Annotated in this window: 22 protein-coding genes, 1 tRNA gene and 1 pseudogene; 17 read left to right on the forward strand and 7 right to left on the reverse strand. The window is 59.9% G+C overall.

What is annotated here, in order from left to right:
- The first annotated feature begins 4 nt into the window (after positions 1 to 4).
- From fdxH to ACXX9E_RS19490, 6 genes are all read left to right on the forward strand, one after another.
- Positions 5 to 940, forward strand: coding sequence for a formate dehydrogenase subunit beta (gene fdxH / locus ACXX9E_RS19465; protein WP_458555985.1), 936 nt, complete (start codon positions 5 to 7; stop codon positions 938 to 940).
- Complete coding sequence (locus ACXX9E_RS19470; RefSeq protein WP_123468631.1) at positions 937 to 1,602, forward strand: formate dehydrogenase subunit gamma; 666 nt, start codon at positions 937 to 939, stop codon at positions 1,600 to 1,602. Before fdxH ends, ACXX9E_RS19470 begins: the two co-directional genes overlap by 4 nt.
- Positions 1,603 to 1,605: 3 nt before the next feature.
- Positions 1,606 to 2,532, forward strand: a complete 927-nt coding sequence (fdhE, locus tag ACXX9E_RS19475; RefSeq protein ID WP_458555986.1) for a formate dehydrogenase accessory protein FdhE — start codon at positions 1,606 to 1,608, stop codon at positions 2,530 to 2,532.
- 45 nt (positions 2,533 to 2,577) lie between these two features.
- A complete protein-coding gene (gene selA / locus ACXX9E_RS19480; RefSeq protein ID WP_185015834.1) occupies positions 2,578 to 3,981 on the forward strand; it encodes an L-seryl-tRNA(Sec) selenium transferase in 1,404 nt (467 codons plus the stop codon).
- Positions 3,978 to 5,894: a selenocysteine-specific translation elongation factor gene (gene selB / locus ACXX9E_RS19485; protein ID WP_458556599.1), complete on the forward strand. Its 1,917-nt coding sequence runs from the start codon at positions 3,978 to 3,980 to the stop codon at positions 5,892 to 5,894. Before selA ends, selB begins: the two co-directional genes overlap by 4 nt.
- A 6-nt stretch (positions 5,895 to 5,900) precedes the next feature.
- Positions 5,901 to 5,996, forward strand: a tRNA-Sec gene (locus tag ACXX9E_RS19490).
- 199 nt (positions 5,997 to 6,195) lie between these two features.
- Here ACXX9E_RS19490 and ACXX9E_RS19495 read toward each other — a convergent pair.
- The 3 genes from ACXX9E_RS19495 to ACXX9E_RS19505 form a co-directional block, all read right to left on the reverse strand.
- Positions 6,196 to 7,491: an OprD family porin gene (locus ACXX9E_RS19495; RefSeq protein ID WP_458555987.1), complete on the reverse strand. Its 1,296-nt coding sequence runs from the start codon at positions 7,489 to 7,491 to the stop codon at positions 6,196 to 6,198.
- A 1,008-nt stretch (positions 7,492 to 8,499) separates the two neighbouring features.
- Positions 8,500 to 10,203: an amidase gene (locus tag ACXX9E_RS19500; protein ID WP_422495744.1), complete on the reverse strand. Its 1,704-nt coding sequence runs from the start codon at positions 10,201 to 10,203 to the stop codon at positions 8,500 to 8,502.
- Between the two features lie 244 nt (positions 10,204 to 10,447).
- Positions 10,448 to 11,830, reverse strand: a complete 1,383-nt coding sequence (locus ACXX9E_RS19505) for an aspartate aminotransferase family protein (protein ID WP_322374509.1) — start codon at positions 11,828 to 11,830, stop codon at positions 10,448 to 10,450.
- A 225-nt stretch (positions 11,831 to 12,055) separates the two neighbouring features.
- On the opposite strand from ACXX9E_RS19505, the gene ACXX9E_RS19510 reads away from it, so the two are divergent.
- Entirely contained in the window at positions 12,056 to 12,595 is a 540-nt protein-coding gene (locus tag ACXX9E_RS19510; protein ID WP_458556600.1) for a TetR/AcrR family transcriptional regulator, read from the forward strand.
- A gap of 142 nt (positions 12,596 to 12,737) precedes the next feature.
- On the opposite strand, the gene proP is transcribed toward ACXX9E_RS19510, so the two are convergent.
- The 3 genes from proP to ACXX9E_RS19525 form a co-directional block, all read right to left on the reverse strand.
- Positions 12,738 to 14,243, reverse strand: coding sequence for a glycine betaine/L-proline transporter ProP (gene proP / locus ACXX9E_RS19515; RefSeq protein WP_123468643.1), 1,506 nt, complete (start codon positions 14,241 to 14,243; stop codon positions 12,738 to 12,740).
- Positions 14,244 to 14,433: 190 nt separating this feature from the next.
- Positions 14,434 to 15,084 (reverse strand): DUF3313 domain-containing protein, encoded by a 651-nt coding sequence (locus ACXX9E_RS19520; protein WP_411353387.1) that lies wholly within the window; start codon positions 15,082 to 15,084, stop codon positions 14,434 to 14,436.
- A 55-nt stretch (positions 15,085 to 15,139) separates the two neighbouring features.
- Complete coding sequence (locus tag ACXX9E_RS19525) at positions 15,140 to 15,463, reverse strand: hypothetical protein (protein ID WP_123468646.1); 324 nt, start codon at positions 15,461 to 15,463, stop codon at positions 15,140 to 15,142.
- 166 nt (positions 15,464 to 15,629) lie between these two features.
- On the opposite strand from ACXX9E_RS19525, the gene ACXX9E_RS19530 reads away from it, so the two are divergent.
- The 7 genes from ACXX9E_RS19530 (at position 15,630) to ACXX9E_RS19560 (ending at position 23,869) form a co-directional block, all read left to right on the forward strand.
- A complete protein-coding gene (locus ACXX9E_RS19530) occupies positions 15,630 to 16,337 on the forward strand; it encodes a response regulator (protein ID WP_458555988.1) in 708 nt (235 codons plus the stop codon).
- Positions 16,334 to 17,662: an ATP-binding protein gene (locus ACXX9E_RS19535; RefSeq protein ID WP_458555989.1), complete on the forward strand. Its 1,329-nt coding sequence runs from the start codon at positions 16,334 to 16,336 to the stop codon at positions 17,660 to 17,662. The genes ACXX9E_RS19530 and ACXX9E_RS19535 overlap by 4 nt, the downstream gene beginning before the upstream one ends.
- A 228-nt stretch (positions 17,663 to 17,890) precedes the next feature.
- Positions 17,891 to 19,180, forward strand: coding sequence for an NAD(P)/FAD-dependent oxidoreductase (locus ACXX9E_RS19540; RefSeq protein WP_458555990.1), 1,290 nt, complete (start codon positions 17,891 to 17,893; stop codon positions 19,178 to 19,180).
- 15 nt (positions 19,181 to 19,195) lie between these two features.
- Entirely contained in the window at positions 19,196 to 19,753 is a 558-nt protein-coding gene (locus tag ACXX9E_RS19545; RefSeq protein WP_123468651.1) for a helix-turn-helix domain-containing protein, read from the forward strand.
- 21 nt (positions 19,754 to 19,774) lie between these two features.
- Positions 19,775 to 21,121, forward strand: coding sequence for a glutamine synthetase family protein (locus ACXX9E_RS19550; protein ID WP_458555991.1), 1,347 nt, complete (start codon positions 19,775 to 19,777; stop codon positions 21,119 to 21,121).
- A 185-nt stretch (positions 21,122 to 21,306) separates the two neighbouring features.
- Entirely contained in the window at positions 21,307 to 22,167 is an 861-nt protein-coding gene (locus ACXX9E_RS19555) for a hypothetical protein (protein WP_458555992.1), read from the forward strand.
- A gap of 304 nt (positions 22,168 to 22,471) precedes the next feature.
- Complete coding sequence (locus ACXX9E_RS19560; protein ID WP_458555993.1) at positions 22,472 to 23,869, forward strand: hypothetical protein; 1,398 nt, start codon at positions 22,472 to 22,474, stop codon at positions 23,867 to 23,869.
- 151 nt (positions 23,870 to 24,020) lie between these two features.
- On the opposite strand, the gene ACXX9E_RS19565 is transcribed toward ACXX9E_RS19560, so the two are convergent.
- Positions 24,021 to 24,401: a winged helix-turn-helix transcriptional regulator gene (locus tag ACXX9E_RS19565; RefSeq protein ID WP_458555994.1), complete on the reverse strand. Its 381-nt coding sequence runs from the start codon at positions 24,399 to 24,401 to the stop codon at positions 24,021 to 24,023.
- A gap of 95 nt (positions 24,402 to 24,496) precedes the next feature.
- Between ACXX9E_RS19565 and ACXX9E_RS19570 the strand changes: the two genes are divergently transcribed.
- The 3 genes and pseudogenes from ACXX9E_RS19570 to ACXX9E_RS19580 form a co-directional block, all read left to right on the forward strand.
- Positions 24,497 to 24,907 (forward strand): DoxX family protein, encoded by a 411-nt coding sequence (locus ACXX9E_RS19570; RefSeq protein ID WP_447807910.1) that lies wholly within the window; start codon positions 24,497 to 24,499, stop codon positions 24,905 to 24,907.
- Positions 24,908 to 24,918: 11 nt separating this feature from the next.
- Positions 24,919 to 25,662, forward strand: a complete 744-nt coding sequence (locus ACXX9E_RS19575) for an SDR family NAD(P)-dependent oxidoreductase (protein ID WP_222832928.1) — start codon at positions 24,919 to 24,921, stop codon at positions 25,660 to 25,662.
- A gap of 73 nt (positions 25,663 to 25,735) precedes the next feature.
- Positions 25,736 to 25,837 (forward strand): annotated as a pseudogene (locus tag ACXX9E_RS19580) (hypothetical protein); the annotation flags it as partial.
- Between the last annotated feature and the right edge of the window lie 136 nt (positions 25,838 to 25,973).

The raw sequence follows: 25,973 nt of genomic DNA on the forward strand, positions 1-25,973 counted from the left end.
TTAAATGGCCAGCCAAGACATCATTGCCCGCTCGGCCACCACCACGGTGCCACCCTCGGTGAGGAATCAGCAGGAGGTGGCGAAGCTGATCGACACCACCAAATGCATTGGCTGCAAGGCCTGCCAAGTCGCGTGCTCGGAATGGAACGAGCTGCGCGACGAGGTGGGCCACAACCACGGCACCTACGACAATCCGCAAGACCTGAGCGCCGAAACCTGGACGTTGATGCGCTTCACCGAGCACGAAACCGACGCGGGCAACCTCGAATGGTTGATCCGCAAGGACGGCTGCATGCACTGTGCCGAGCCCGGTTGCCTGGCGGCCTGCCCAAGTCCGGGGGCGATTATCAAGCACGCCAACGGCATCGTCGATTTCGATCAGGACCGCTGCATCGGCTGCGGCTATTGCATCACCGGTTGCCCGTTCAACATTCCGCGGATTTCGCAGAAGGATCACAAGGCCTACAAATGCACGTTGTGTTCGGATCGGGTGGCGGTGGGGCTGGAACCGGCCTGCGTGAAAACCTGCCCGACCGGCGCGATTGTCTTCGGCAGCAAGGACGACATGAAGGAGCACGCAGCCGAACGCATCGTCGACCTGAAAAGCCGTGGCTTCGACAATGCCGGCCTGTACGACCCGGAATGCGTCGGCGGCACCCATGTGATGTACGTGCTGCACCATGCCGACACACCGAAGATCTACGCCGGGTTGCCGGATGCGCCGGCCATCAGTCCGTTGGTGGGCCTGTGGAAAGGCATCAGCAAGCCCCTGGGCCTGCTGGCAATGGGCGCGGCGGTGCTGGCCGGGTTCTTCCACTATGTGCGCATCGGGCCGAACCGGGTCGAGGAGGATGACCATCCAACGCCACCCGACACCTCGGTGCATACCGTCGATCCGGCGGTGCACACCTTCGATCCACGTGGGGAGGACCGGCCATGAGCAACAAGACGATCCTGCGTTACACCGCCAACCAGCGCACCAATCACTGGCTGGTGGCGATTCTGTTTTTCATGGCCGGGCTGTCGGGGCTGGCGTTGTTTCATCCGTCGATGTTCTGGCTGACCAATCTGTTCGGCGGCGGGCCGTGGACACGGATTCTGCATCCGTACATGGGCATCGCCATGTTCGTGTTGTTCCTTGGCCTGGTGTTCAGCTTCTGGCGCAGCAATTTCTTCATCGCCAATGACCGGCGGTGGCTACGGCGGATCAATCGGGTGATGGTCAACGACGAAGAAAGCGTGCCGCCGGTGGGCAAGTACAACGCCGGGCAGAAGCTGCTGTTCTGGACTTTACTCCTGTGCATGTTCGCGTTGCTGTTCACCGGGCTGGTGATCTGGCGGGCCTGGTTCAGTGCGTATTTCGGCATCACCGTGATCCGCTGGGCGATGCTCCTGCATGCACTGGCCGGGTTTGTGCTGATCCTGAGCATCATCATTCACATCTACGCCGGGCTGTGGATCAAGGGCTCGGTGGACGCGATGCTGCACGGCTGGGTCAGTCGCGCCTGGGCGAAGAAACACCATGAACTCTGGTATCGCGAAATCACTCGCGACGAACGCCGTCCGGACGTGCCGGAACGACCGATCACCAAAAAGGGCTGACCTTTGGCAACCATTCTTGAACCCGGGGACATCGAGGCGGCGGCCAGTTCGCCGCCGTTTCTGCATCTGCCGCCGCCTGACCTGTTTGCGCTCCGCGCCGATCGACTGGAAAAACTGGCCGAGGGGCATCCACTGGCTGAGTACCTGCGGTTGATTGCCGGGTTGTGCCGTGTTCAGCAACAGGTGTTCGACGACCCACCGCAGACGGCGCGGATCGATCAGCAAAGGATTGCTGCCTGTCAGCAACATGGTTTACCGCCGTTCGCCGCCGACACGTTGGTGCGCGAAGAGGGCTGGCAGGCTTGGCTCGACGCGTTGCTGCAGCGTTATGAGCCGGCGCATCAACCTGCGGTTGTGGATGCGCTCGACACGCTGCGCGCCGCCAGTTCCGGTCAGTTGCGTGCGTGGGCCGTGGCTCTGGTCAGTGGCCAGTATTCGTTGGTGCCGGCGCAGCTGGTGCCGTTCCTCGGCGCCGCACTGCAAGTGGCGTGGAGCCACTGGCTGCTCAGCGTGCACGACCTGCAACTGAAACCCGGCGACAGCCTCAGCCAATGCCCGGCCTGCGGGTCACCGGCGATGGCCGGGGTGATCCGCCATCGCGGCAAACACAACGGTCTGCGTTATCTGGTGTGTTCGCTGTGTGCCTGCGAATGGCATGTGGTGCGGGTCAAGTGCGTGTATTGCGAGTCGAGCAAAGGGCTCGACTATCTGAGCTTTGAGGATGATCGGCATGCGGCCAATCAGGCGCCGTTAAGGGCGGAGGTCTGTCCGGGCTGCAATAGCTACCTGAAACTGGTTTATCTGGAGAACGATGCCGATGCCGAGGCGTTGTCGGCAGATCTCGGCAGTTTGCTGCTGGATATGCGTCTGGCTCAGGACGGTTATCAGCGGCTGGCACCGAATCTCTTGCTGGCTCCGGGAGATGAGTGAACGCAGGGTCTACACTCTGGCCCAGTGATCTATCTCCAGGAGTGGCTGATGTCCCTGCGGTTACCTTCCATTGATGGGTTGTTGCGTCACCCGGCCTGCCTGCCGTTGGCCGAGCGTCATGGACGTGAGTCGCTGCTGGCGGGTTTACGCCAGTTGCTCGATGAGTTGCGTTCCGCTGTCTTGAGCGGGCAATTGTCCGCCGTCGAAATCAGCCCCGAAGTGCTCGCTGGCCGCGTCGGTGAACGCCTGGCCCGGCAACAGCGCAGCAACGTGCGGCGGGTGTTCAACCTGACCGGCACGGTGTTGCACACCAACCTCGGCCGCGCCTTGCTCCCGGACGAAGCCATTGAGGCCGTGCACATGGCCGCGCGTTATCCGCTCAATCTGGAGTTCGATCTGGCCAGCGGCAAGCGCGGTGATCGCGATGATTTGATCGAAGGCCTGATCCGCGAACTGACCGGCGCCGAAGCCGTTACCGTGGTCAACAACAATGCCGCCGCCGTGCTCTTGACCCTGAACAGTCTCGGCGCACGCAAGGAAGGCATCATTTCCCGTGGCGAGCTGATCGAAATCGGCGGTGCGTTCCGCATCCCCGACATCATGGCCCGCGCCGGCGTGCGTCTGCACGAAGTCGGCACGACCAATCGCACCCATGCCCGCGACTATGAGGCGGCGATCAGCCCGCGCAGCGGCTTGATCATGCGCGTGCATGCCAGCAACTACAGCATCGAAGGTTTTACCGCCCGCGTACCGACAGCGGAACTGGCCGAGTTGGCCCACCGACATGGCTTGCCGTTGCTGGAAGATCTCGGTAGCGGCAGTTTGTTGGACTTGACGCGCTGGGGCTTGCCGGCGGAACCGACGGTGCGCCAGGCGTTGCTCGACGGTGCAGATATCGTCACCTTCAGTGGCGACAAATTACTGGGAGGGCCGCAGGCCGGGTTGATTGTCGGCCGCAAAGAACTGATCGCGAAGATCAAGAAGAACCCGCTGAAACGCGCGCTGCGGGTGGACAAACTGACCTTGGCCGCGCTGGAAGCGGTGCTGGGGTTGTACCGCGACCCGGACCGCCTCGCTGAACGTCTGCCGAGCCTGCGCCTGTTGACGCGCCCGCAAGCCGACATCTTCGCCCAGGCATCACGGCTGCAGCCGGCGCTGGCCGACGTATTGGGCGAGACCTGGAATGTCAGCGCAGTCCACGCCTTGGGCATGATCGGCAGCGGTAGCCAACCGGTGGCGCGCTTGCCGAGCGCGGCGTTGTGCCTGCGCCCGCAAGTGTCCAAGCGCTTGCGCGGGCGTTGCCTGCTGACTCTGGAAGCGGCGCTGCGCGCTTTGCCGATCCCGGTGCTTGGACGCATTGACGACGATGCGCTGTGGCTGGATTTGCGTCAGCTCGACGATGAACCGGCGTGGCTCGCGCAATTGCCGCACCTGCAGGTCGATTCGTGATTGTCGGCACGGCGGGGCACATCGACCACGGCAAGACGTCGCTGCTGCAAGCCTTGACCGGGCAAACCGGCGACCGCCGCCCGCAGGAACGCGAGCGCGGCATGACCATCGACCTGGGTTATCTCTACGCCGAACTTGAACCTGGCACGGGGCTGACCGGGTTTATCGACGTCCCCGGCCACGAAAAATTCACCCATAACATGCTCGCCGGTGCGCAAGGCATTGATCTGGTGTTGCTGGTGGTGGCGGCGGATGACGGTGTGATGCCGCAAACCCGCGAACACTTGGCGATTGTTGAATTGCTCGGCATTTCGCGGGCCGTGGTGGCGATCACCAAGTGCGACCGGGTCGAGGCGGGCAGGGTGGAAGAAGTGCAGCGTCAAGTGCTGGATCTACTCGCGCCGGGGCCGTTTGCCGAGGCGCCGATAATGACTGTGTCGAGCTTGAGCGGGCAGGGCATTGAAGCACTGCGCGAGCTGCTGGTGCAGACGCAAAGCGAGGTACATGAGCGTAGCCGTGAAGGGGGATTTCGCCTGGCCATCGACCGCGCGTTCAGCGTGGCGGGCGCGGGGATTGTGGTGACCGGCACGGCGTTGTCGGGCGCAGTTACGGTCGGCGACAAACTGACCCTCGGGCCATCCGGGAAAACCGTGCGGGTGCGCGGCTTGCACGCGCAGAACCAAGCCGCCGAACAGGCCTTCGCCGGGCAACGGGTGGCGTTGAATCTGAGCGGTGAACGCCTCGAACTGGCGCAGATCCATCGCGGCCAATGGTTGCTGAACGAGTGGTTGCACGCCCCGACACAACGGGTCGACATCGACTTTCACCTATTGCCCGGCGAACGCACCTTCGAACATTTTCACCCGGTGCATGTGCATCTCGGCACGCAGGATGTCATCGCCCGGGTGGCCTTGCTCGAAGGGCCACGCTTGAGTCCCGGCGAGCGGATGTTCGCGCAATTGCTGATCAATGTGCCGGTGCAGGCGTTGAAGGGCGATCGGCTGATTCTGCGTGACCAGAGCGCGCAACGGACCTTGGGTGGCGGTCAGGTCCTCGACCCGTTTGCACCGGCACGACAACGCCGCAGCCCCGAACGTCTGGCGCAACTGCAAGCCCTGGCTGCCAGCGATAGCCTTGAACGAGCCTTGTCGTTGCTGCTCAATCACAGCGCTGGGGGCCTCGACCCGCAACAACTGGAGCGTCAATTCAATCGCCCGCGCTCAACCTGGTCGTTAGCCGACAACGTGCGCCTGATCGACACGCGCCAAGGCCCGGTGCTGTTCAATGTGCAGCGTTGGGCGCAGCTGAAGTTCACGCTGCTGGAGCACCTCGCGCAGTTCCATGAACGGGAACCTGACCAGATGGGCCCGGATCGCGATCGCTTGCGTCGCTTCAGCGGGCTGGCACTCGAACGTTCGACATTCGCGAGCTTGCTCGATGAATTGCTGACGGCCGGATCGATCCAGGCGAGCGGTCCGTGGCTGCACCTGCCGGATCATCAGGTGCGCCTGAATGCCGAGGACGAAAGCCTCTGGCTAGGGTTGCAGCCATTGTTCGAACTGGCCGGTTTCGATCCGCCGTGGGTGCGTGACGTGGCGACAGTGCTGGGGCAGGACGACGCGGTTGTGCGCTTGTTGCTGCGTAAACTGGCGCGTTTGGGTTTGATGCATCAAATAGTGCGCGACCTGTTTTTGAGCGACGTGCAACTGCGCCAAATGGCGGAAGTGTTGCTCAAACTGGCCAGGGAAAATCCGCAGATCCAAGTGACAACCTTCCGCGATGCGCTAGGCTTGGGACGCAAACGCTGTATTCAGTACCTCGAATATTTCGACCGCGTCGGCCTGACCCGACGCCTCGGCGAATCCCGCCAGATCCGCCCCGACAACGCGCTGGCCGACGCCGACGCCCAATGAGTTCAAGGAAGGCAATCGCGCCCGGTGGCGCGGCCGGGCTTCAAACCCGGTTGGGGACGGCATCCGTTCCCGGGCAGGTTCGACTCCGGCTGCCTTCCGCCATTTCAATCAACAGCACCTACATGGCTGGCCGTGAAAGGTGTGTTGCGTACACGGATGTTTGACTGAAACCCAAACCTGTGGGAGTGAGCCTGCTCGCGATAACGGTGTATCAGTGAGCATGAATGTTGCTGAAAAGACGCTATCGCGAGCAGGCTCACTCCTACAGGGGATAGCGTTTCAAATCGGGATGGGCGGTGGGTTAGAAACCAAGTGGGTACTGGATCACCACATAGATCCGGTCAATGTCATCGCCGGCCTGCGCCTCATTGGCCCGGTGCGATACATGTGAGACCTGCACCGACAGATCCTTCGCCGCGCCCGACTGAACGATGTACTTCAAATCAATATCCCGCTCCCAGTGTTTGCCGCCGTCACCCTGCTGCGGCTGGTAACTGCCGCTGTCAGGATCGAACGGGTTGTAGGCGCCGCCCTTGGGCGCGTGGGTGCCGTCGATGTGGCTACCGCTGACGTAGCGGGTCATGAACTTCAGGCCGGGGATGCCGAAGGCGCCCAGGTCGAGGTCATAGCGCGCCTGCCATGAGCGCTCGTTGGCGCCATTGAAATCGGCGTATTTGATCGAGTTGGCGAGGTAGATCGAGTCGCCGCCGACGAAGTCGAACGGTGTGTCGCCATTGATCTTTTGCCAGCCGAGCAGCACCGCGTGCGGGCCGAAGGTGTATTTGCCGGAAAGGCTGAACGCGGTGTTGTCGATGGCGCCGGCCAGTGCCCGGCCGCTGTCGCGGGTGTGATAAAGGTTGGCGTCGAGCAGCACGCCGGACTGCTTGAGGTGCAGGTTGCCGTAGTACTGATGCCAGGTGTCGCTCAGGTCCGAGGCATACAACGCGCCGCCTATCGGGCTGTCGCTGAACAGATCGGCGCCGAGAAAACTGATCCCGACGGCCTCGGTATTGGCGCCATAGCCGTAGAAATCGCCCTTGCCCGATGAGCTGTCCTGATTCTTGAACGCGGTGAAATGCCCGGCCACCAGATTGACGTGGTCGAACTCGGCGCTGTTGAGCAGGAAACCGGTGGCGTATTCCGGTTGCAGGCGTTTGTCGGAGGTGTCGAACACCGGGGTTTCCACGGTCATTTCACCGAAGGCGAGGGTGGTGCGCGACGCTTTCAACTTGAGCGCACCGCCCGCGCTGGAGTAGTCGTTTTCGCTGCGGCCATCGCTGTCGACCGGCAGCAAGCCGGTGCCGGAATGGCCCTTGCCGCCATCCAGTTTCAGCCCGGCGAAGGCGTGGGTGTCGATGCCGAACCCGACTGTGCCGGGGGTGAAACCGGATGAGAAGGTGCCGATAAACCCTTGAGCCCATTCCTGTTTGTAGTTTTTACCGGACGCTGAGGGCGAGCGGTAATCGTTGCTCAGGAAGAAATTGCGGCTGAGCACTTCGGTTTTGGCATCGTCGAAAAAACCGCTGGCGTGGGCGGTTGTAGCGAGACCGCAGAGCAGCGCGAGCAGAGTGAGGCGCGAGGGGACGCAGTCGATCATGGTCAGTGGCCAGCGGCAATTAAGGTGACCGGGATGATCGCGGGAATGCAGGAAGGGCGATTGAGCGGGTGTGCTGAATTGCTGTGGCTGTCAGGTCATGAGGTGGTGAAGGCGCTGACGCCATCGCTGGCAAGCCAGCTCCCACAGGGATTCAGGGTGCGCTCACCGATGATGACCACACACACTCCTACAGGTTTTGCGTTCAACACGGGTTTTGTGACTGCAGCAGAAACCTGTGGGAGCTGGCAAGCCAGCTCCCACAGGGATTCAGGGTGTGCTCACCGATGATGACCATACACACTCCTACAGGTTTTGCGTTCAGCACGGGTTTTGTGACTGGAGCAGAAACCTGTGGGAGCTGGCAAGCCAGCTCCCACAGGGATTCAGGGTGCGCTCACCGATGATGACCACACACACTCCTACAGGTTTTGCGTTCAACACGGGTTTTGTGACTGGAGCAGAACCCTGTGGGAGCTGGCAAGCCAGCTCCCACAGGGATTCAGGGTGCGCTCACCGATGGTGACCACACACACTCCTACAGGTTTTGCGTTCAACACGGGTTTTGTGACTGCAGCAGAACCCTGTGGGAGCTGGCAAGCCAGCTTCCACAGGGATTCAGGGTGTGCTCACCGATGATGACCACACACACTCCTACAGGCTTTGCGTTCAACACGGGTTTTGTGACTGCAGCAGAAACCTGTGGGAGCTGGCAAGCCAGCTCCCACAGGGATTCAGGGTGCGCTCACCGATGATGACCACACACACTCCTACAGGGATTTGCGTTCAACACGGGTTTTGTGACTGCAGCAGAAACCTGTGGGAGCTGGCAAGCCAGCTCCCACAGGGATTCAGGGTGTGCTCACCGATGATGACCACACACACTCCTACAGGGATTTGCGTTCAACACGGGTTTTGTGACTGGAGCAGAAACCTGTGGGAGCTGGCTTGCCAGCGATGGCGGTGTGTCAGGCAACATTTCTGCTGACAGACACACCGCACTCCCAGCATTTAAGACAGTGGCGGCGTGCGCGGCGGGATCTGGCGTTTGCTGCCGGTCGATTCATAGGCCGCCGCGAATCGCAGCAGGTTCGAATCGTCATACGCCCGGCCAGCGAAGGTCAGCCCCACCGGCATGCCGATGTCGGCCATCACGCCCATCGGCACGGTGACGGTCGGTACGCCGAGGTGGCGGATCGCGAGGTTGCCGTTGGCCACCCAGATGCCGTTGCTCCAGGCGATGTCCGCCGATTCCGGGTTGACGTCCGCGTCTGCCGGCCCAACGTCGGCGACGGTCGGGAACAGCACGGCGTCGAGGCCGAGTGCGTCCATCCAGTCTTCCAGGTCGATCCGCCGGGTTTGTTCCAGACCTCGCAGGCCATCAGGCACGGTGGAGATCTCGTTCCACGGCGTGATGCCGCGTTCGGCCATGCGCACGTATTCATCCATGCCGGCGGCCAGATCGCCTTCACGGTTGGGCAGGGTGCCCGGATCGTGCGGGAAGATCTTCGGCCCGTCGACGTCGACCAGTCGATTGAGTTTCGGGTCACCGTTGGCTTGCAGGAAATCGTCGAACGCCCACGCGGTCAGGTCCCACAGCTCATGGTGGAGGAATTCTTTCGAGACCAGCCCGCGGGTGAACACCGTCGGTGCGCCGGGACGGTCACCTTCGCAGTTGGAGACCAGTGGGAAGTCGGTTTCGATGACTTCGGCACCTGCGGCTTCGAGGGCCTGACGCGCCTGCTTCCACAAGTCGATCACCGAGGCGCGGGTGTTGATGCGCTGGCCGGTCGGGCCACCGATGCCCGGGGCTTCGCTGGTGCCGGCTTCAGGATCGGCATTGATGAACATGCGCGGCACGGCGAAACGCTTGCCCGCCAGCGCCTTGGCATCGACGGCGAGCTCGGCGTAAGCGGCGGGGCGCACTTCGTTGACGCTCGGGATCGGCACCCACGGTTGCAGACGCCAGAGGTCGCCACGGGTGTCCGGGTCTTCAGCGACAACGATGTCGAGGACTTCGAGCAGGTCGGCCATGGTGCGCGCGTAAGGCACAACGACGTCCATAGTCGGCGTCAACGGCCAGTTGCCGCGCACCGAGATCACCCCGCGTGACGGGGTGTAGGCGCACAAACCGTTGTTCGAAGCCGGGCCGCGCCCGCTCGACCAGGTTTCTTCAGCCAGACCGAACGCGGCGAAACTCGCGGCAGTGGCAGTGCCGGCACCGTTCGACGAGCCTGAAGCAAATGGCGCGGTCAGGTAATTGGCGTTGTAAGGACTTTCGGCGCGACCGTAGACACCGCGCTGCATGCCGCCATTGGCCATCGGCGGCATATTGGTCTTGCCCAGGCAGATCGCCCCGGCGGCACGCAGGCGTTCGATGGTGAACGCATCGCGGTAGGCGATCAGGTCGGCGAAGGCCGGGCTGCCGGACGCAGCGGTCAGGCCCTTGACCAGGTAACTGTCTTTGGCGGTGTAGGGAATGCCGTCGAGTGGGCCAAGGATTTCACCTTTGGCGCGACGGGCATCGGACGCTCGCGCTTCGTTGAGCGCTTCCGGGTTGCGCACCACCACGGCATTCAGCGCCGTCGGGGTGTCGGCGCCGTCGTAGGCATCAATGCGCGCCAGATAGGCTTGTACCAGCTCCACCGAAGTGGTCTGACCGGATTCCAGCGCGGCGCGCAGTTGGGCAATGGAAACTTCAGTGACTTCGATCATGCGGTCACCGCCGTTTGAATTGGGGTTCTTTTCCTGGAATGGGTGTTCATATCGGCTCTCGTGGCACAGCTATAAGCGACAAGGTTAAGACTGGCGCCTATTTAACACCAAGCGGCGCGCGGAGTAATCGGCGGGATGGTGCTCCCACCGATTTAATCCTTTCAGGCGCTCATCATTCCCTGCGGGAGCTGACTTGCCACACGAGTTTATTGCGCCCACAGAAGGCAGATATGTCCTCAGTCGATCACAGCACGCCGTACTCCCGCGCCGTACGATCCAGCGCAATCCGCGTCTTGTCGATCAACTCATCCAGCTCCGTGCGCGTGGCGATCAACGCTGGGGCCATGATCATCCGTCCCAGTGTCGAACGAATGATCAACCCCTCTTCAAAGCCAATCGTGCGGCAGCGCCAGGCGATGTCGTTTTCATTGGCAAAGCGCTTGCGACTGGCCTTGTCTTCAGCGAATTGCAACGCCGCGACCAGGCCCACACCCTGAATCTCACCCACCAACGGGTGGTTGCCGAACACCTCGCGCAGGCAGTTCTGCAAATAAGGCCCGGTGTCGGATTTGACCTGCGCGACCACGCCTTCATCACGCAATGCCTTGAGGTTGGCAATCGCCACGGCGGCCGCCACTGGGTGCCCGGAATAGGTCAGGCCGTGAGCGAACACGCCACCTTTTTCCACCAGCGCCTCGGCCATACGCCGCGACAGAATCAAACCGCCCATGGGGATGTAACCCGAGGTCAGGCCTTTGGCGATCGACAGCGTGTCGGGTTCAAAACCGAATGTCTGATGGGCGAACCATTCGCCCGTGCGACCAAAACCACCAATCACTTCGTCAGCACACAACAAAACATCGTATTTACGGCAGATGCGCTGAATTTCCGGCCAGTACGTTGCCGGCGGAATGATCATGCCGCCCGCGCCCTGGAACGGCTCGGCGACGAACGCGGCAACCTTGTCGGCACCCAGTTCGAGAATCTTGTCTTCCAGTTGCCGCGCCGCTTGCAGGCCGAACTCCTCCGGGCTGAGGTCGCCTTCATGGGCGAACCAGTAAGGCTCATCAATGTGCGCAACATCGGGGATGGTGCCGCCCATTTCGTGCATGAACTTCATGCCGCCCAGCGCCGTCGCGGCCAGGGTCGAGCCGTGATAGCCGTTCCAGCGGCCGATCATGATTTTCTTCTCGGGCTTGCCCAGCACCTGCCAGAACTTGCGCACGGTGCGGATCAGCACTTCGTTGGCCTCGGAGCCGGAGTTGGTGTAGATCGCGTGGCTGTAGTGTTTCGGCAATAGGCTGAACAGCAACTCGGACAGCTCGATCACCTTCGGGTGGGTCGTGTGGAAGAACATGTTGTAGTAGGGCAGTTGCTCCAGCTGCGCGGTCGCGGCGGCGGCCAGATCCTTGCGTCCGTAACCGAGGTTGGTGCACCACAGGCCGGACATGCCGTCCAGATAACGCTTGCCGTCGTTGTCCCACAACGCCAGGCGATCACCGCTGACCATCACCCGCGGACCTTCTTCGTTGAGGGCTTTCTGATCGACGAACGCGTGAATGTGGTGAGCGGCGTCGGCGGCCTGGTAATCGCGGGTGCTGCGGGCAGGATCGAATTCGGCGGACATGGCGGATCTCCAGATAAACGGGACGAGTGGGTGCGTTCATTCCAGCGGTGTACGGGTAAAGTTTTGTCACTTAAAAATATTTTTGTAAAGAAAATATTTGTCGGTGAAAAAAGATATCCGTAGGCTGAGGGCCATTGGCAAGGATCAACAGAGGCAACATGAGCGGACTCGAGAGAGCGGCAAAAGGAACAGCGCAGGGAAGTCATCGCAACGGCGGCGCTGGAACTGTTCAAAAGCAATGGTTTCGCCGCCACCACCCTCGACCAGATCGCCGTGCAGGCCGGCGTGTCCGCGCCGACCGTGGTCAACTATTTCGGCGGTAAGCAGGAGATTCTGCTGGCGCTGCTCAAGCAACCGGACGAGCAGGCCATGCGCGAGGCGCGGGCCAATCTGGATGACGACAGTGATCCACTGGAGGCGCTGTGCGAGTTCGAGGGCCTGATGACTCACTACCAGCTGCAAGCGATGCCGGCTTCGCTATGGCGAGAACTGGCGCCGTTCCTGTTCACCGGCGAACTGGCCCGCGCGCTGGACCCATGGAACGCCGCGGTGATCGAAGAGACCAAGGCATTGCTGATGCATTTTCAGCGCGTCGGTAAAATCCGCGAATCCATCGACATAAATGTCGCGGCGACGCTGTTTAACCAGTATGCGAATGTGGCGTTTATTCGCCTGGCGACCGAGGCGACGCCGGACAGAGATGCGCATGCGCGGCATATGCGCAGCGTTTTGAGTTTGATGTGTCACGGCATGTTAGTGAACTGAATAGCTCAACCCTGTGGCGAGGGCGCTTACGTCCGCTGCACTGCGCAGCGAACCCTTGCTTTTGAAAGAAAGGCCGCTCCCCCCCCAGCGGGACGGACGACAATTCGACAAGCTCCCTCGCCACAAGGGGAATTAATTCAACTCATTCGTTGATACGCGGATGCTGCTGCACCAGCAACTTGCGCTTGTCCTCCAGCTCCGCAATTTGCGCGTCGATATCTTCAATTTTCTGCTCGATATTATCGTGATGCTCCTGCAGCAGCTCTTTGGCTTCCTCAAGATCGGAAGCCGCCGGCGCAGCACCACGCAACGGCTGGTTGGCGGTTTCCTTCATGGTGACGCCAGTGATCAGGCCGATCACGGCAATGACCATCAGGTAATACGCCGGCATGTACAGGTTATTGGTGCTTTCTACCAGCCAGGCGACAGCGGTCGGGGTCAGACCGGCGATCAGCACCGAGACGTTGAATGCACTGGCCAGGGCGCTATAGCGAATATGCGTGGGGAACATCGCCGGCAGGGTCGAGGCCATGACGCCGATGAAGAAGTTCAGCAACACGGCCAGCATCAGCAGGCCGGCGAAGATCAGGCCGATCTTGCCGCTATTGATCAGCATGAACGCCGGAATTGCCAGGATGAACAGACCGATGCTGCCGACGACGATGAAAGGCTTGCGGCCGATCTTGTCGCTGATGAAGCCAATCGCCGGCTGCACGAACAGCATGCCGACCATGATCGCGATGATGATCAGCACGCCACGGTTTTCGCTGTAGTGCAGGTTGTGCGACAGGTAGCTCGGCATGTACGTCAACAACATGTAGTAGGTGACGTTGGTCACTGCCACTACGCCGATGCAGGTCATCAGGCTGCGCCAGTGCTTGGTCGCCACTTCCTTGAACGAGACTTTCGGGCCGCCGGCGAGGCCTTCGCGGTCACCTTGCTCAAGCTTTTCGACGTGCTGCTGGAAGGCCGGGGTTTCTTCCAGGGCGTGACGCAGATAGAGGCCGATCATGCCCAGCGGCAACGCGAGGAAGAACGGCAGACGCCAGCCCCATTCCTCGAACTTCGCTTCGCCGAGCGTGGTGGAAATCAACACCACCACGCCGGCGCCGAGGACGAAACCGGCAATCGAGCCAAAGTCCAGCCAACTGCCGAGAAACCCGCGTTTGCGGTCCGGTGCATATTCGGCGACGAAGATTGAGGCGCCGGTGTATTCGCCACCGACCGAGAAACCCTGAGCCATTTTCGCCAGTAACAGCAGGATCGGCGCCCAGATGCCGATCGAGGCATAGGACGGGATCAGGCCGATGGCAAAGGTGCTGAGCGACATGATCACGATGGTGGCCGCGAGGACTTTCTGGCGTCCATATTTGTCGCCCAGGGCGCCGAAAAACAGGCCACCCAGTGGCCGAATGAGAAACGGCACGGAGAAGGTCGCCAATGCGGCGATCATTTGAATGCCCGGATCGGCGCCCGGAAAGAACACTTTGCCGAGCACGTAGGCGACAAAGCCATAGACGCCAAAGTCGAACCATTCCATCGCATTGCCGAGCGCGGCGGCGGTGATGGCCTTGCGCATCTTGGCGTCGTCGACAATGGTGATGTCTTTCAGTCTGATCGGACTGACCGCGGGTTTGCTGGATGTCATGTGGCGTATTCCCTGTACCTGAGCTGTATCGGTGCTATCTGTTTGATGGCATGGACTTATTGGCTCTGATACAAGAAGACACGAAAAAATTCAGCGCTCGCTGAATTTTTTCCGGGTGTCGCCGAATTAATTGCCCTGTGAGTGCAGAGCGTGATGAGGGCGCAGCCGAACGGGATAAGTCCCGTCGCCACTATTTGCGAATCGCCGCGTACGATTTGCCCAGGTCATTGGCCCAACCGTCGAGCACGCCTTTGACGTCATCGGCGGTCAGCACTTGCCGGTCGTTTTCCAGCGCCACGCCAGTGCCCTTGCGTACGACTTCGGCGACCACTTCACCGGTCGAACCGTCCTCGAACGACACTTCGGTGGCGATTTCGCTGTCCTGATCGCGGATGCCGGTGGCGCTGCTCACACCGGCGGCGATCAAGGTGACCGGCAGCCACTCATAAAACCGCAAACCCTGGGTGCTGGCGGCCACACGGGTGATCGCCGGTCTGACCGTCAGCGTGTCCGGGCCGGGGTGCGGAACCAGTTTCAGTACCTTGCCCAGTTCGAGCCGCAGGGCCGCGTCGTAGTAATCGGTTACGCCGGCGAGCGTGCTCAGCGGGATGCGTTCAGTCGGCTCGGCGCTCGGGTAAAACTGACTCGGCGCCAGATAGGCCTGCGTATAACGGCCACGGGCCAGGGCCGGGCTGACCCAACCCAGAACCGGCAGGCCCGATGGCGACTGGTGCTCGCTCAGTACGCTGTAATCGTGGAGAAAGCCGCTGTATTTTTCAGGCTCGACGGTTTTGCTGCTGCAGGCCGACAGGCTCAGGGACGCGGTACACAGCAGCGTCATCAAGCAATGGCTTCTGATCATGGAGTTCCTTGTTTTACGTCTATTGCCCGCAGGTTCAGTCGTGGGCGGTGGTCGAGGAGGCGAGTGGCGCGGTGTTGTCCGAACACTCGATGTGCAGCGTTCCGTGGGTCATGATCCAGTGGATGAGATCGGCGGCCGGAATCGAGTGGACGTACTCGACCCATTGGGCGCTGGTGGGGCCGAACTGCTCGAAATAGCGGCGCAGGACAATCCGGCTCTGATCATTCGCCAGGCCCAGGCAGAACTCCTGAAACAGCAGCGGCTGATCGGGTTCGGGTGCGGTGGTGCGCTGGCTGAGGATCAACGGATAGCGGGCGTCGTGTCCCTCGGCGGTATACCTGCTGTGCAAAGCCTTCATGAAATGCCCCCCTGTTTTCGATGGCCTGCAGGGTGCCCGAGGGTTTTTGCCGCAGGATGTCCGCTTGATGTCCGGGGCGAAGGAATGTTGCCCGATTGAAATAAATGACCCGGGCGCCGGAATAGTTTTAGATGCGTTCTTTTTCTGGCCTGAGGATCCTGTGAACGTGAGCAGACTGCTGATCGTCGACGATGACGTGGAAATTCTCGCCTTGCTGAAGAAGTTCTTCGTCCAGCACGCCTACGAAGTCGATGTCGCCGCCGACGGCGTTGCGATGTGGGCGGCGATTGCGCTGCAGCGGCCTGACACGATCATTCTCGACCTGATGCTGCCCGGCGAAGGTGGTTTGAGTCTGTGCCAGAAAATACGCGCGCAGATGGGCATTCCGATCATCATGCTCACGGCGATGGCCGAGTTGAGCGACCGCATTGTCGGGCTGGAACTCGGCGCCGACGATTACCTGACCAAGCCCTTTGCCCCGCAAGAACTGCTGGCCCGCGTGCGCGCCTTGCAGCGTCGGGCCGGAGAACAGCGGACGGCGCTGGAATCTTCACGCCCGGTTATCGCCTTCGCCGGTTGGCATCTGGACATCACTTGCCGCGAGCTGCGCTCGCCGGAAAACGTGATGATTCCGCTGTCCGGTGGCGAGTTCGATCTGCTGGTGGTGTTTCTCGATCACCCGCAGCGCATCCTCACCCGAGAGCAACTGATCGACCTGTCCCGTGGCCAGGGCCATGACGCGTTCGATCGCAGCATCGACGTGCAGGTCAGCCGTTTGCGGCGCAAGATCGAGCCGGACAGCAAACGCCCGGACCTGATCCGCACGGTGCGCAACGGCGGTTATATGTTCACCGCCAAGGTCACGCGCTCATGATCCGCCGGTGGCTGCAGCGCGACCCGCTGAGTCGGCGGATTGCCCTGACCATTGTCGCGGCCATGCTCGCTTCGCTGGCGCTGAATTTCCTGTTCGTCGAGGTGGCGGGGACCTGGGCGCGACCGCCCATTGAACGCACCGGGTTGCTGGAGCAGATTGCCGCCACCGTCAAAGTGATCGAAGCCGCACCGGCACCTTTACGCCGGCAACTGGCCCAAGCGGCAAGTGGCCCGACCCAGGAAGTGACGTGGAGTGCGCAACGCGCCGAACTCGGATTGCCGGCGGGTGGTACGCCACTCATCGCGAACAAGGCGTCGGTGCTGCATCAGTTGTTGGGCGATAATCGACACATTCAGGTGTTCAATCCAGCGGACTGGCCGAGCGGCAGTCCGCTGGCCCGCTACGCGGCGCTGATTCAACTGCCGGATGCCAGTTGGTTGCTGTTCGCTTCACGCGAGCGCTCCTGGGGACTGGACATCGGCACACGCATCGCGATCATCATCGCCCTGGGCCTGATTGCCACGGTATTGGTGGCCTGGCTTGCCACCCGCCAACTGGCCCAACCGCTGCAGCGTTTCGCCAGCGCCGCGCGCCGTTTCGGCGGTGATCTGCGCGCGCCGCCGATCAAGATCGAAGGCCCGAACGAAATCCGCCAGGTGATCATCGCCTTCAACACCATGCAGGCGCAGATTCAGCACTACATCAGCGAACGCACGCACATGCTGGCGTCGATTTCCCATGACTTGCGCGCACCGCTGACCCGTATGCGCCTGCGCAGCGAATTCATGGAAGACCTCGATCACCAGGGCAAGCTGATCCGCGATATCGAAGAAATGCAGTCGATGATCAACGCGGCGCTGGCGTTCTTCCGTGAAGACACGCACCGCGAGGAGACCACTGCATTCGATCTGTCGGAACTCTTGCAAACGATCGTCGATGACTACCGCGATCAACACATCAGCGTTGACTTTGAGGGGCCCGCGCATCTGGTTTATGAGGGGCGGCCGCTGGGTATCAAGCGAGTGATTGTCAATCTTCTGGAAAACGCCGAAAAATATGCGCAACAACCGCGCATCGAACTTCGCGCGAACGAGCGCCTGGTCAGTATCGAAGTCAGTGACACGGGGCCTGGCATTGCTGAAGAGTCGTTGGAAAAGGTCTTCGATCCTTTTTTTCGCCTCGAAACCTCGCGCAACCGTAACACCGGCGGCGTCGGGCTGGGGCTGTCCGCCGCGCGGGCGATCGTGTGGGAGCAGGGGGGGACGTTGACGTTGAGCAACCGCAGCGGCGGCGGTCTGATCGCGCGGGTCGAACTGCCTTTGTAATGCCTTGAAGCATTTGCGCGTTGCGGGCGGTTAACAGGTCTCCTGTCCCGATAAGAAGCGTCCCTGAAAACACCTCGGCCATCCGCACGCCTTGGTCCGCTCTCGCAACTTAGCAACCTGAAAATGGCCCGATCCCGGATCTGCCGCTGCACTTTTTGAGTTGCTGGCGTGAAATTTATTCTGTAGATTTTCATGAAATTATAAGAAATAAATTTCATGAGGCCGCGCATGTTTCTGCAATCCAGCCAGCACGTCGACAGCTATTACGCCCACAGTTGCGCCGATCTCCTGCGCGATCGGCCGATGCTGCAGGGCGATCAAAACACCGACATCGTGATCGTCGGCGCTGGTTTCAGCGGCCTGCACACCGCATTGCGTCTGGCGCTGGCCGGCAAGCGCGTGACGCTGCTGGAAGCCAGTCGCGTCGCGTGGGCGGCCTCGGGGCGTAACGGCGGACAGGCGATTCTTGGCTGGTCGTGCGACATGCCGCCGCTGGAAGCCGCGCTGGGGCGTGAGCGGGCCAGACGGCTGTGGGACGGCATGCGCTGGGCGGCTCGGGAATTACGCGAGTTGCCTGGGCGACATGGTTTCGACTGCGATTATCGACCCGGGCATTTGTGGACATCGGTGATGCCGCGTCGGGTCAGTCTGCTCACTGAATGGCAGGAGGAGGCCAGCCAAAAGTGGGGCCACGATGCGCTGCAGTTCATCCCGCGTGAACAGTTGCCGGAATGGGTGGCCAGCGAGCGTTATCAGGCGGGGCTGTATGACCCCGAAGGCGCGCACCGCAATCCTCTGAAACTGGCGTCGGGTCTGGCGATGGCGATCGAGCGCGCCGGTGGCCGCCTCTACGAGCAAAGCAAAGCCTTGAGTTATCAGGAGGAGGGCACAGGCTGGCGGGTCAACACCGAGCACGGATCGGTTCGCGCCGATGTGCTGGTCCTCGCGTGTAACGCCTACCTTGATCAACTCGATCCACAACTGTCGAGCTGCATCCTGCCGGTGGGCACCTATCAAGTCGCCACTGCACCGCTCACGCCGGAGCAAGCGACGGCGTTGCTGCCAGGCAATGTCTGCGTGACCGACAACCAGTTCGTCCTCGACTACTTCCGCCGCACCCCGGATAACCGTTTGCTGTTCGGTGGTGGCTGCACCTATCTCGGCGGCATGCCCAAAGACATCGCGGCAGCCACCCGACCGTTCCTGCAACGGGTGTTCCCGCAACTCACGGGTGTCGATATCGAGTTCGCCTGGGGCGGTCATATCGACTTGACGATCAAACGCACACCGGATGTCGGCGGCGAGCGCAATCGTTACTGGCTGCAAGGCTATTCAGGCCACGGTGTGCTGCCGACACTGGCTGCCGCTCGTGCAGTGTCCGACGCGATCCTCGGCAACGCGGATGAATTGGCGTTGTATCAAGGCTTGAGTAATGGCAGCTTTCCCGGCGGCAAATACCTCGCGGCGCCGCTCGAAGCGATCGGCAAGGCCTGGTACCGACTGCGCGACAGCCTCTGACCTGGAATCCCTGTGATGGACAAGCAAGAAGAAATCGCGGCGCTGGCGATCCTGATTCACGACCTGCGCAAGCACAAGAAATGGACCCTCAAGGAGCTGGCCGACAAGATCGGCCGCTCCGTGGGTTTCCTTTCGCAAGTGGAGCGCGGCCTGTCACGGCCGACGGTGGCGGACCTGACGGCGATCAGCGAAACCTTCGGCGTGCCGACCACCTATTTCTACAGTCTGCCCAAGCCCAAGGAACTGCCGTGGGTCACCCGGCCGGATGAGCGGCGCACGTTGTATTTCGCCAACGGCATCACCGACATTCTGGTGTCGCCGCAGATCCGCGCATCATTCTCCATGCTCGAAAGTCACCTTGAGGCCGGCGCCAGCAGCGGCGACCGCCATCTGACCGACAGCTCGGAGCAGGGCGGTTACGTCCTCGAAGGCGAACTGACGTTGTGGCTGGGCGACGATCAAGACCCGGTCACACTCAAGGCCGGCGACAGCTTTCAATTCGACAGTCACACCCGTTGCCGTTACGGCAACCTCACCGAGCACCTGACCCGCGTGCTCTGGGTCTACACCTGATAACCACAAAGGATGAACACGATGGACGCTGTCTGCGCTGACCTGCTCGCCGAAGTTCGGGCGTTTCGCCAACGCTACCCCGAGGTCCGTTATGTCGACTTGATCTCGCTGGACATTCCCGGGCATTTTTACGGCAAGCGTTACCCCGTGGACATGCTCGCAAAGGTTGCTGCGGGCAGTGCCCTCAAACTGCCACAAAATTGCGTTTTGCTCGGCGTCCAGGGCGGCCTGTTCAAGATTGGCGACTACTGCTTCAACGACGGCGACCCGGACGCCGTGCGCCGCCTGGTGCCGGGCACACTGAAACCGGTGACCTGGGAGGCGCAGCCGCTGGGGCAGATGCTGATCACCTCGGACGGCACCGAAAAGCCAATCGAATTCGAACCCCGCGAAGTCCTCGCGCAAGTGCTCAATCGCCTGGCGCGTAAAGGCATTCATCCGGTGGTGGCGTTCGAACTGGAGTTCTACCTGTTCGACAAGACCTTGCGCAACGGCCTGCCGCAATTCCCCCGCGACGACCTGACCGACGACGCCGATGACCAGCCGAACATGCACATCGAACGCCTGTCACGCTTCGCCCCGGTGCTCGATGAAATGGTCGAAGCGACGCGCGCCCAAGGTATCGACGCCACGGTCATCACCGCCGAACTCGGCCCTGGTCAGTTCGAAATCAACTTCGGCCACCTCGACGACGGCTTGCGTGCCGCCGACTGGGCCGCGTTGTTCTGCCGCAGCACCCGTGGCGTCGCGCTCAAACACGGCTACCGCGCCAGTTTCATGGCCAAGCCGTACTTGCAGCATCCGGGCAGTGGCATGCATGTGCATGTCAGCCTGTACGACGCCGAGGGCAACAATCTGTTGGCGGCCAATCAACAACAACCGCTACGCCATGCGGTGGCCGGATGCCTGGAACTGTTGCCGCACAGCATGCCGATCTTCGCGCCGAACCAGAATGCGATGCGGCGTCTGGGCGGTACGGTGAACACGGCGACCAAAGCGAGTTGGGGGTTCGAGGACCGTGATGCGTGCTTGCGCATTCCCGAGTCGGACGAGAAGAACCTGCGCATCGAGTATCGACTGGCGGGAGCAGATGCCAATCCGTATCTGGTGTTGGCGGCGATTCTGCTGGGACTGGAGCATGGGCTGGAGTCGGGCAAGGAGCCAATTGCACCGTTGAATGAAGATCGCAACAGCGGGATCGGCTTTCCAACGGAAATGTTTGAAGCGGTGAGGGCGATGCAGTCTCAGGCGCAGTTGCGCGAAGGGCTGGGCGCTGAGTTTGTCGATGTGTATTGCGAGAACAAACGGCAGGATCATCTGGCATTTATGCAAGAGATCAGTGCGCGGGAGTATCGCTGGTATCTGTAAGTTGTGGCGCCGATGCAGGGGGAGTCTGCGGTCATAGCTTCAAGACCGCACATTCCCACAGCCTGACTGGATTTCAGGAGCAGACTTTACATGGCTGTGCAGCCTGTCCGCCCTTTGACCTGGAGTTGAAATAGAGAAAAAGCTGACTACCCTGTTTGTACCGGCCATGTCAGGGAGGACGGGAAATGCTCATGAATTTCTGCAATGTCAGCGCATTGAAACAACGACTGTGCCCACTGGTCGCTGTTCCCACCAACGTCTTTTCCCGAAATAAATGGGGCCTGTTCAAGGCCCATGACGTCAACGGCGAAATTGTCTTCGATGCAGCCTACGAAGGGGGCAACTCACCCCGGGTATATGGGGTGATAGAAGCCAACAACGGATGCGGAATCTATGTTCCTGTCGGGCGTCAGTACAACGCTGGCGCTTATATACTGCCTGTTCCTATCTGCGTCGGCGGAGCAAGAGATCTGCGAATAACGGCCTTGGGTTATGTCCGGGAGACGGATCAACAAGTCATCGAGCGAGAGGCCCGGGAAGAACTCATGCAACCGATCGACATTCTGAGCATCCAGCCCCTGGCTACAACGGTTGCGGCGCAAGATGGCCAGTACTATATCGTCAGATTGAAGTCGCAACTTTCAACGTTCTATTACTCATGGGATGTCGCGGGCAGCGACCAGGTGACAGCAGTGAGGTACTGGAGCCTGCCTTCTTTGATTGAAGCGCGACATGGTGTGGAACAAACACAACCGGCAGGTGAAATGGCGCAGTTGTTATTCGACGATCTTGGCTGCAGTGCCACTCATCGCGCCGCCTGGCTTGCCGAGTGGCACGCGAGTGCCTATGACGCGACGATCAGGCATTTACTGAGGAATTCCGTAAGAGTAGATACCGGTAGCGAAGGTTTTAATATTCTGTCGAGAATGTATGGAAACAGAAAATATACCTATCGCAACCAATATCCTGCCTTTGCTTCGACGGTAAACCCTGCGCACGAATTGACATGCCGAGGGCGATGCAACTCAAACAACGGAAATTTGTAGAGCACCGCCATCGAACGACGCAGTTGGGGCCGGTAATGCTGGCCATCAAGCGTTCGGCCACCGGTACAGCGTCCTCGTCACACAACTGGTCCGGCAGTAGAACGATAAATTCGTCACCGCCCATGTGCACGATGGTGTCCGTGCTGCGGACTGATCAAGTCGTCGATTGTCAGAACGCGGGTTGCAGCCAGGCCATTTACACCTAACCTCAACATGGGCATCGGTGCGCGCTCTGCCAGCTTCAAAGCTGCAGGATTTCTATGCCCTGAGTGGATAGCGACATCCATAGGCAAGGAGTCCGAAGATGAATATTCCCCGCGTGCTCTGTGTAATTATCCTATTGAGTTTGAGCGCATGCTCGTCCGCCCCTGTTATCTACAATGCTAGCGATAACTCTCCGGGCCAGATAAAACCGTTACAGGAACTGCTGCCTGACAACACCCCCGTGAGGCTGTTTTTTGTTCATGGTGTAGGTGATCACTGTCCTGGTTACGCGCTTGGTCCTGAAGGCTGGTTGAATGACAAAAATGCTGAAGCGATGGGGTTGAAACCCGTATCCGACAAAATCGCAGCGGCTGATTTCATCAATGTAAACGTCTATATGGGAGGAAATGAAGACCCGCACTCAGGGGTGAACGTCCTCAAAAGACGTTACTCACTGACATTGCCCGACAGGGCAAATACAGTGAGCGTAGAGGCGATAGAAATTACCTGGTCCCCGCTGACCCGCTGGTTGAAAAGCAATCAGCTTGGATATGACTCGCCCTCTGTTTTCGAAGATAAACATCGCGAACCGTGCATTGAACTTCCCGATCCGAGAATTCCTTCAACGGTACAGGCGCCCCCAAGGCTCTGGCTTGATAAAACAATCAAAGAACAGGTTTTTGACCGCAACTTGTCCGATGCGATTGTCTATACAGGCACCTATGGCGAGACAATGGTGCGCGGGCTTGCAGAGGGGATTTGCCATGCCATCACCCCTACGGCCAACAATGAAAAATGTATATGGCCTTCTGCGCAGGCAATTGAAAACAACCCACACAAGAATTTATTCGTAACCCACAGCCTGGGCAGTCGCATGACGTATGACATGTTCCTTCATCTTCTCGACCAGACAAAAGACAGCATGACCAACCCTATACCTTGGGAAGAGCGCAAAATCGCACAGGGCTTCATCGAAAACATGCTCGCCAACACGCCTGCTTTTTACATGATGGCGAATCAGCTTTCATTACTGGGTCTGGCCAACGTACCGCCGCAAGCACGTTCCAATGATGGCGTTGCACGTCCTTTTTTCTGGCAGTTGTTTCCCCTGGACGACCTCGATAGCCAATCGAATTCGTCGCAAGCGACATCAGGGCCGCAAGTCTACGGCAACGTTTTTCTGCAACTCGCGAATTTGAAGGAAAACGCAGAAAAGCGCAGCGCAAAACCATCCTACCGCCTTCAGATCGTCTCATTCAACGACACAAATGATCTGCTCACCTGGCACATTCCGCGCTGGTACGCTAACGCCGTGGCTACACCGGGAGGACGGCCGCGAATCGATGTAACGGACGTATTTGTGCAAAATGCACCCAAGCTCCTGATCATGGAGAGCCCCGAGCATGCGCACGTCGACTACTTTAAAAACCCGGACGTGCGCGACATTATCCGTTGCGGCGCTGCCCGTGGTGAAGTCTTGAAGTGTCCCGGGCGCTGATCAGGGCAGGGGGCTGAATCCACGTCAGGACGCTTTGAATAACAGTTAAAACAGCTCACATTGCTTGAGCGTCCCGAAGAGATGCTCAGCCTGGACCCATTGCAGCCTTTCAGGCTGAGCAAAGATCGACTCAAATACGTCTCTGACCCGCCTAGGTTTTTTTTACTTTGCGGCCGCGTGAGACAGGCTTCACCGGCACGCTTTTGCCGTACTCGCTCCACCATTTAGCGAGCGCCTCCATCGTCGGCCCGAGTGCACGTGCTTTTGCTGTCATTTCATATTCAACACGCGGGGGCACTTCTGCGAAGACTGTTCGCGAGATCAGGCCATCGTTCTCAAGCTCCCGAAGTTGTGCTGTCAGCATGTGTTGGGTGACGCCGTTAATCGCCTTTCGCAGTTCCCCAAAACGATAAATCCGCTGGTTTAGCAGCCACATTATCTCCAGCTTCCACTTGCCTGAAAGTAGCGAAAATGCACGCCGCATTTCCTCGTGCATATTGATCTGCTCTTCATCATTAGTCTGGTTTTCCATACTAAGTACCGGTTTTTCATCCTACTTGTGGGTTTTCATGTTAGACGAGATATTTGCCCTAAGTCGACGTAACAATACCTGCTTGGGAAAACCAAATGATCGAACATTATATTTACTGGATTAGCACGATCCTGCTTTCGCTGCTCTATCTGGCCTCGGCCTTGATGTACATCGCCAAAGGAGACTATGTGCGAAGCGCACAAGCGGAGTTGGGCTATTCAGCCTCCCACCTTGTGCCTTTGATGATCGTGGTCAAGATACTGGGGCCCGCCGCGATTTTGTGGCGCTTCAATGCCGCACTCAGTGATCTCGCTTATGCCGGCATGTTTTATCACCTGCTGCTTTCAGCTTCAGCGCACCTGGGTGTTCACAAGCCCAAAGGTTCTATCCCGGCAGCCTTGGGACTCATTCTCCTGGCCACCTCCTTCGTGACACAAAACGCTGTTCGCGAATATCCGTCGCCGTACGCACCGCCGTCAGCGGTCGTCCAGACAACTCTCAAATAATGGAGATCGCCATGACTCGACTCAGTGGAAAAGTTGCGATTATCGTCGGCGCCGGTCGTGGTATCGGCCGAGCTACCGCCAGACTTTTCGCGATGCAGGGTGCGAAAGTCGCGGTCGTTTCGCGCACGGCTGAAAATGTCGATCAGGTGGTTGCCGATATCCAGGCCGCTGGCGGCGCCGCCCTCGGAATCGTTTGCGATATCGCTGACCCTGATCAAATTACTGCCGCTGTCGACAAGGTGATGACTGCCTATGGGCGGATCGACATACTGGTGAATAATGCTTTCGATCCCTCGGTGGTGTTTTCATCGGTGGTCGAGCTGTCAGCCGAGCAGTTGCAGCGCAATTTCGAAATGGGGCCCATTGCTTATCTGCGAACGATGCAGGCGTGCTATCCCCATCTCAAAGCCAGTGGTGAGGGCAGGGTTATCAATTTCGCTTCTCTGGCTGGTGTCGTTGGCATGCAGGGCTACGCGCCTTACAACATGGCAAAGGAGGCGGTACGTGCCTTGACTCGCTCGGCGGCCAGGGAGTGGGGCGCTGACAAGATCACTGTCAACAATGTCATGCCGGTCGCTGACACTTGGGAAGCAGCGGTCGATGTGCCTGCACCCACTAACGTACTTGGCCGTTATGGATCACCGGAAGAGGATATTGCGCCGGTGGTGTTGTTTCTCGCTAGCAAGGATGCGCAGTTTTTGACGGGATACAGTCTCACGCCGGACGGAGGCCAAATCATCGACAGCGCCCGCTGACGGTCCTGTCCAAACCCCACGACCCAACGGAAATCACAAGATATGCCTTGGCGTGTCTTGTGGTAGTTGTTCAAGCGGCACCGATCCGCTGCCCGTGGTTGACGTTTTCGTCGATGAACTCAACCTGGCAAAGCTGGGTTTTGATGGCGTCATTCCAGCCGAAACCGCCTCGCCCGAGAGCGCTGGGCTTAGGCATCCCAGATACGAAAGTGTTTTTACACACTCTGAGCCGATCTCTGCCTGCCACGACAGACTGTTTTCGGCCAGAAGCAGTCATTTGCAGCCCAGAAAAGAGTGAGACCCAATCGAGT

Source organism: Pseudomonas sp. GNP014 (assembly GCF_054344005.1).

What these genes read in the sequence shown, in the direction of transcription:
- fdxH (WP_458555985.1), top strand. Translation starts at nt 5, where the DNA reads ATGGCCAGCCAAGACATCATTGCCCGCTCGGCCACCACCACGGTGCCA.
- ACXX9E_RS19470 (WP_123468631.1), top strand. Translation starts at nt 937, where the DNA reads ATGAGCAACAAGACGATCCTGCGTTACACCGCCAACCAGCGCACCAAT.
- ACXX9E_RS19495 (WP_458555987.1), bottom strand. Translation starts at nt 7,491, where the DNA reads ATGATCGACTGCGTCCCCTCGCGCCTCACTCTGCTCGCGCTGCTCTGC.
- ACXX9E_RS19500 (WP_422495744.1), bottom strand. Translation starts at nt 10,203, where the DNA reads ATGATCGAAGTCACTGAAGTTTCCATTGCCCAACTGCGCGCCGCGCTG.
- ACXX9E_RS19505 (WP_322374509.1), bottom strand. Translation starts at nt 11,830, where the DNA reads ATGTCCGCCGAATTCGATCCTGCCCGCAGCACCCGCGATTACCAGGCC.
- proP (WP_123468643.1), bottom strand. Translation starts at nt 14,243, where the DNA reads ATGACATCCAGCAAACCCGCGGTCAGTCCGATCAGACTGAAAGACATC.
- ACXX9E_RS19520 (WP_411353387.1), bottom strand. Translation starts at nt 15,084, where the DNA reads ATGACGCTGCTGTGTACCGCGTCCCTGAGCCTGTCGGCCTGCAGCAGC.
- ACXX9E_RS19525 (WP_123468646.1), bottom strand. Translation starts at nt 15,463, where the DNA reads ATGAAGGCTTTGCACAGCAGGTATACCGCCGAGGGACACGACGCCCGC.
- ACXX9E_RS19535 (WP_458555989.1), top strand. Translation starts at nt 16,334, where the DNA reads ATGATCCGCCGGTGGCTGCAGCGCGACCCGCTGAGTCGGCGGATTGCC.
- ACXX9E_RS19540 (WP_458555990.1), top strand. Translation starts at nt 17,891, where the DNA reads ATGTTTCTGCAATCCAGCCAGCACGTCGACAGCTATTACGCCCACAGT.
- ACXX9E_RS19545 (WP_123468651.1), top strand. Translation starts at nt 19,196, where the DNA reads ATGGACAAGCAAGAAGAAATCGCGGCGCTGGCGATCCTGATTCACGAC.
- ACXX9E_RS19550 (WP_458555991.1), top strand. Translation starts at nt 19,775, where the DNA reads ATGGACGCTGTCTGCGCTGACCTGCTCGCCGAAGTTCGGGCGTTTCGC.
- ACXX9E_RS19555 (WP_458555992.1), top strand. Translation starts at nt 21,307, where the DNA reads ATGCTCATGAATTTCTGCAATGTCAGCGCATTGAAACAACGACTGTGC.
- ACXX9E_RS19560 (WP_458555993.1), top strand. Translation starts at nt 22,472, where the DNA reads ATGAATATTCCCCGCGTGCTCTGTGTAATTATCCTATTGAGTTTGAGC.
- ACXX9E_RS19565 (WP_458555994.1), bottom strand. Translation starts at nt 24,401, where the DNA reads ATGGAAAACCAGACTAATGATGAAGAGCAGATCAATATGCACGAGGAA.
- ACXX9E_RS19570 (WP_447807910.1), top strand. Translation starts at nt 24,497, where the DNA reads ATGATCGAACATTATATTTACTGGATTAGCACGATCCTGCTTTCGCTG.
- ACXX9E_RS19575 (WP_222832928.1), top strand. Translation starts at nt 24,919, where the DNA reads ATGACTCGACTCAGTGGAAAAGTTGCGATTATCGTCGGCGCCGGTCGT.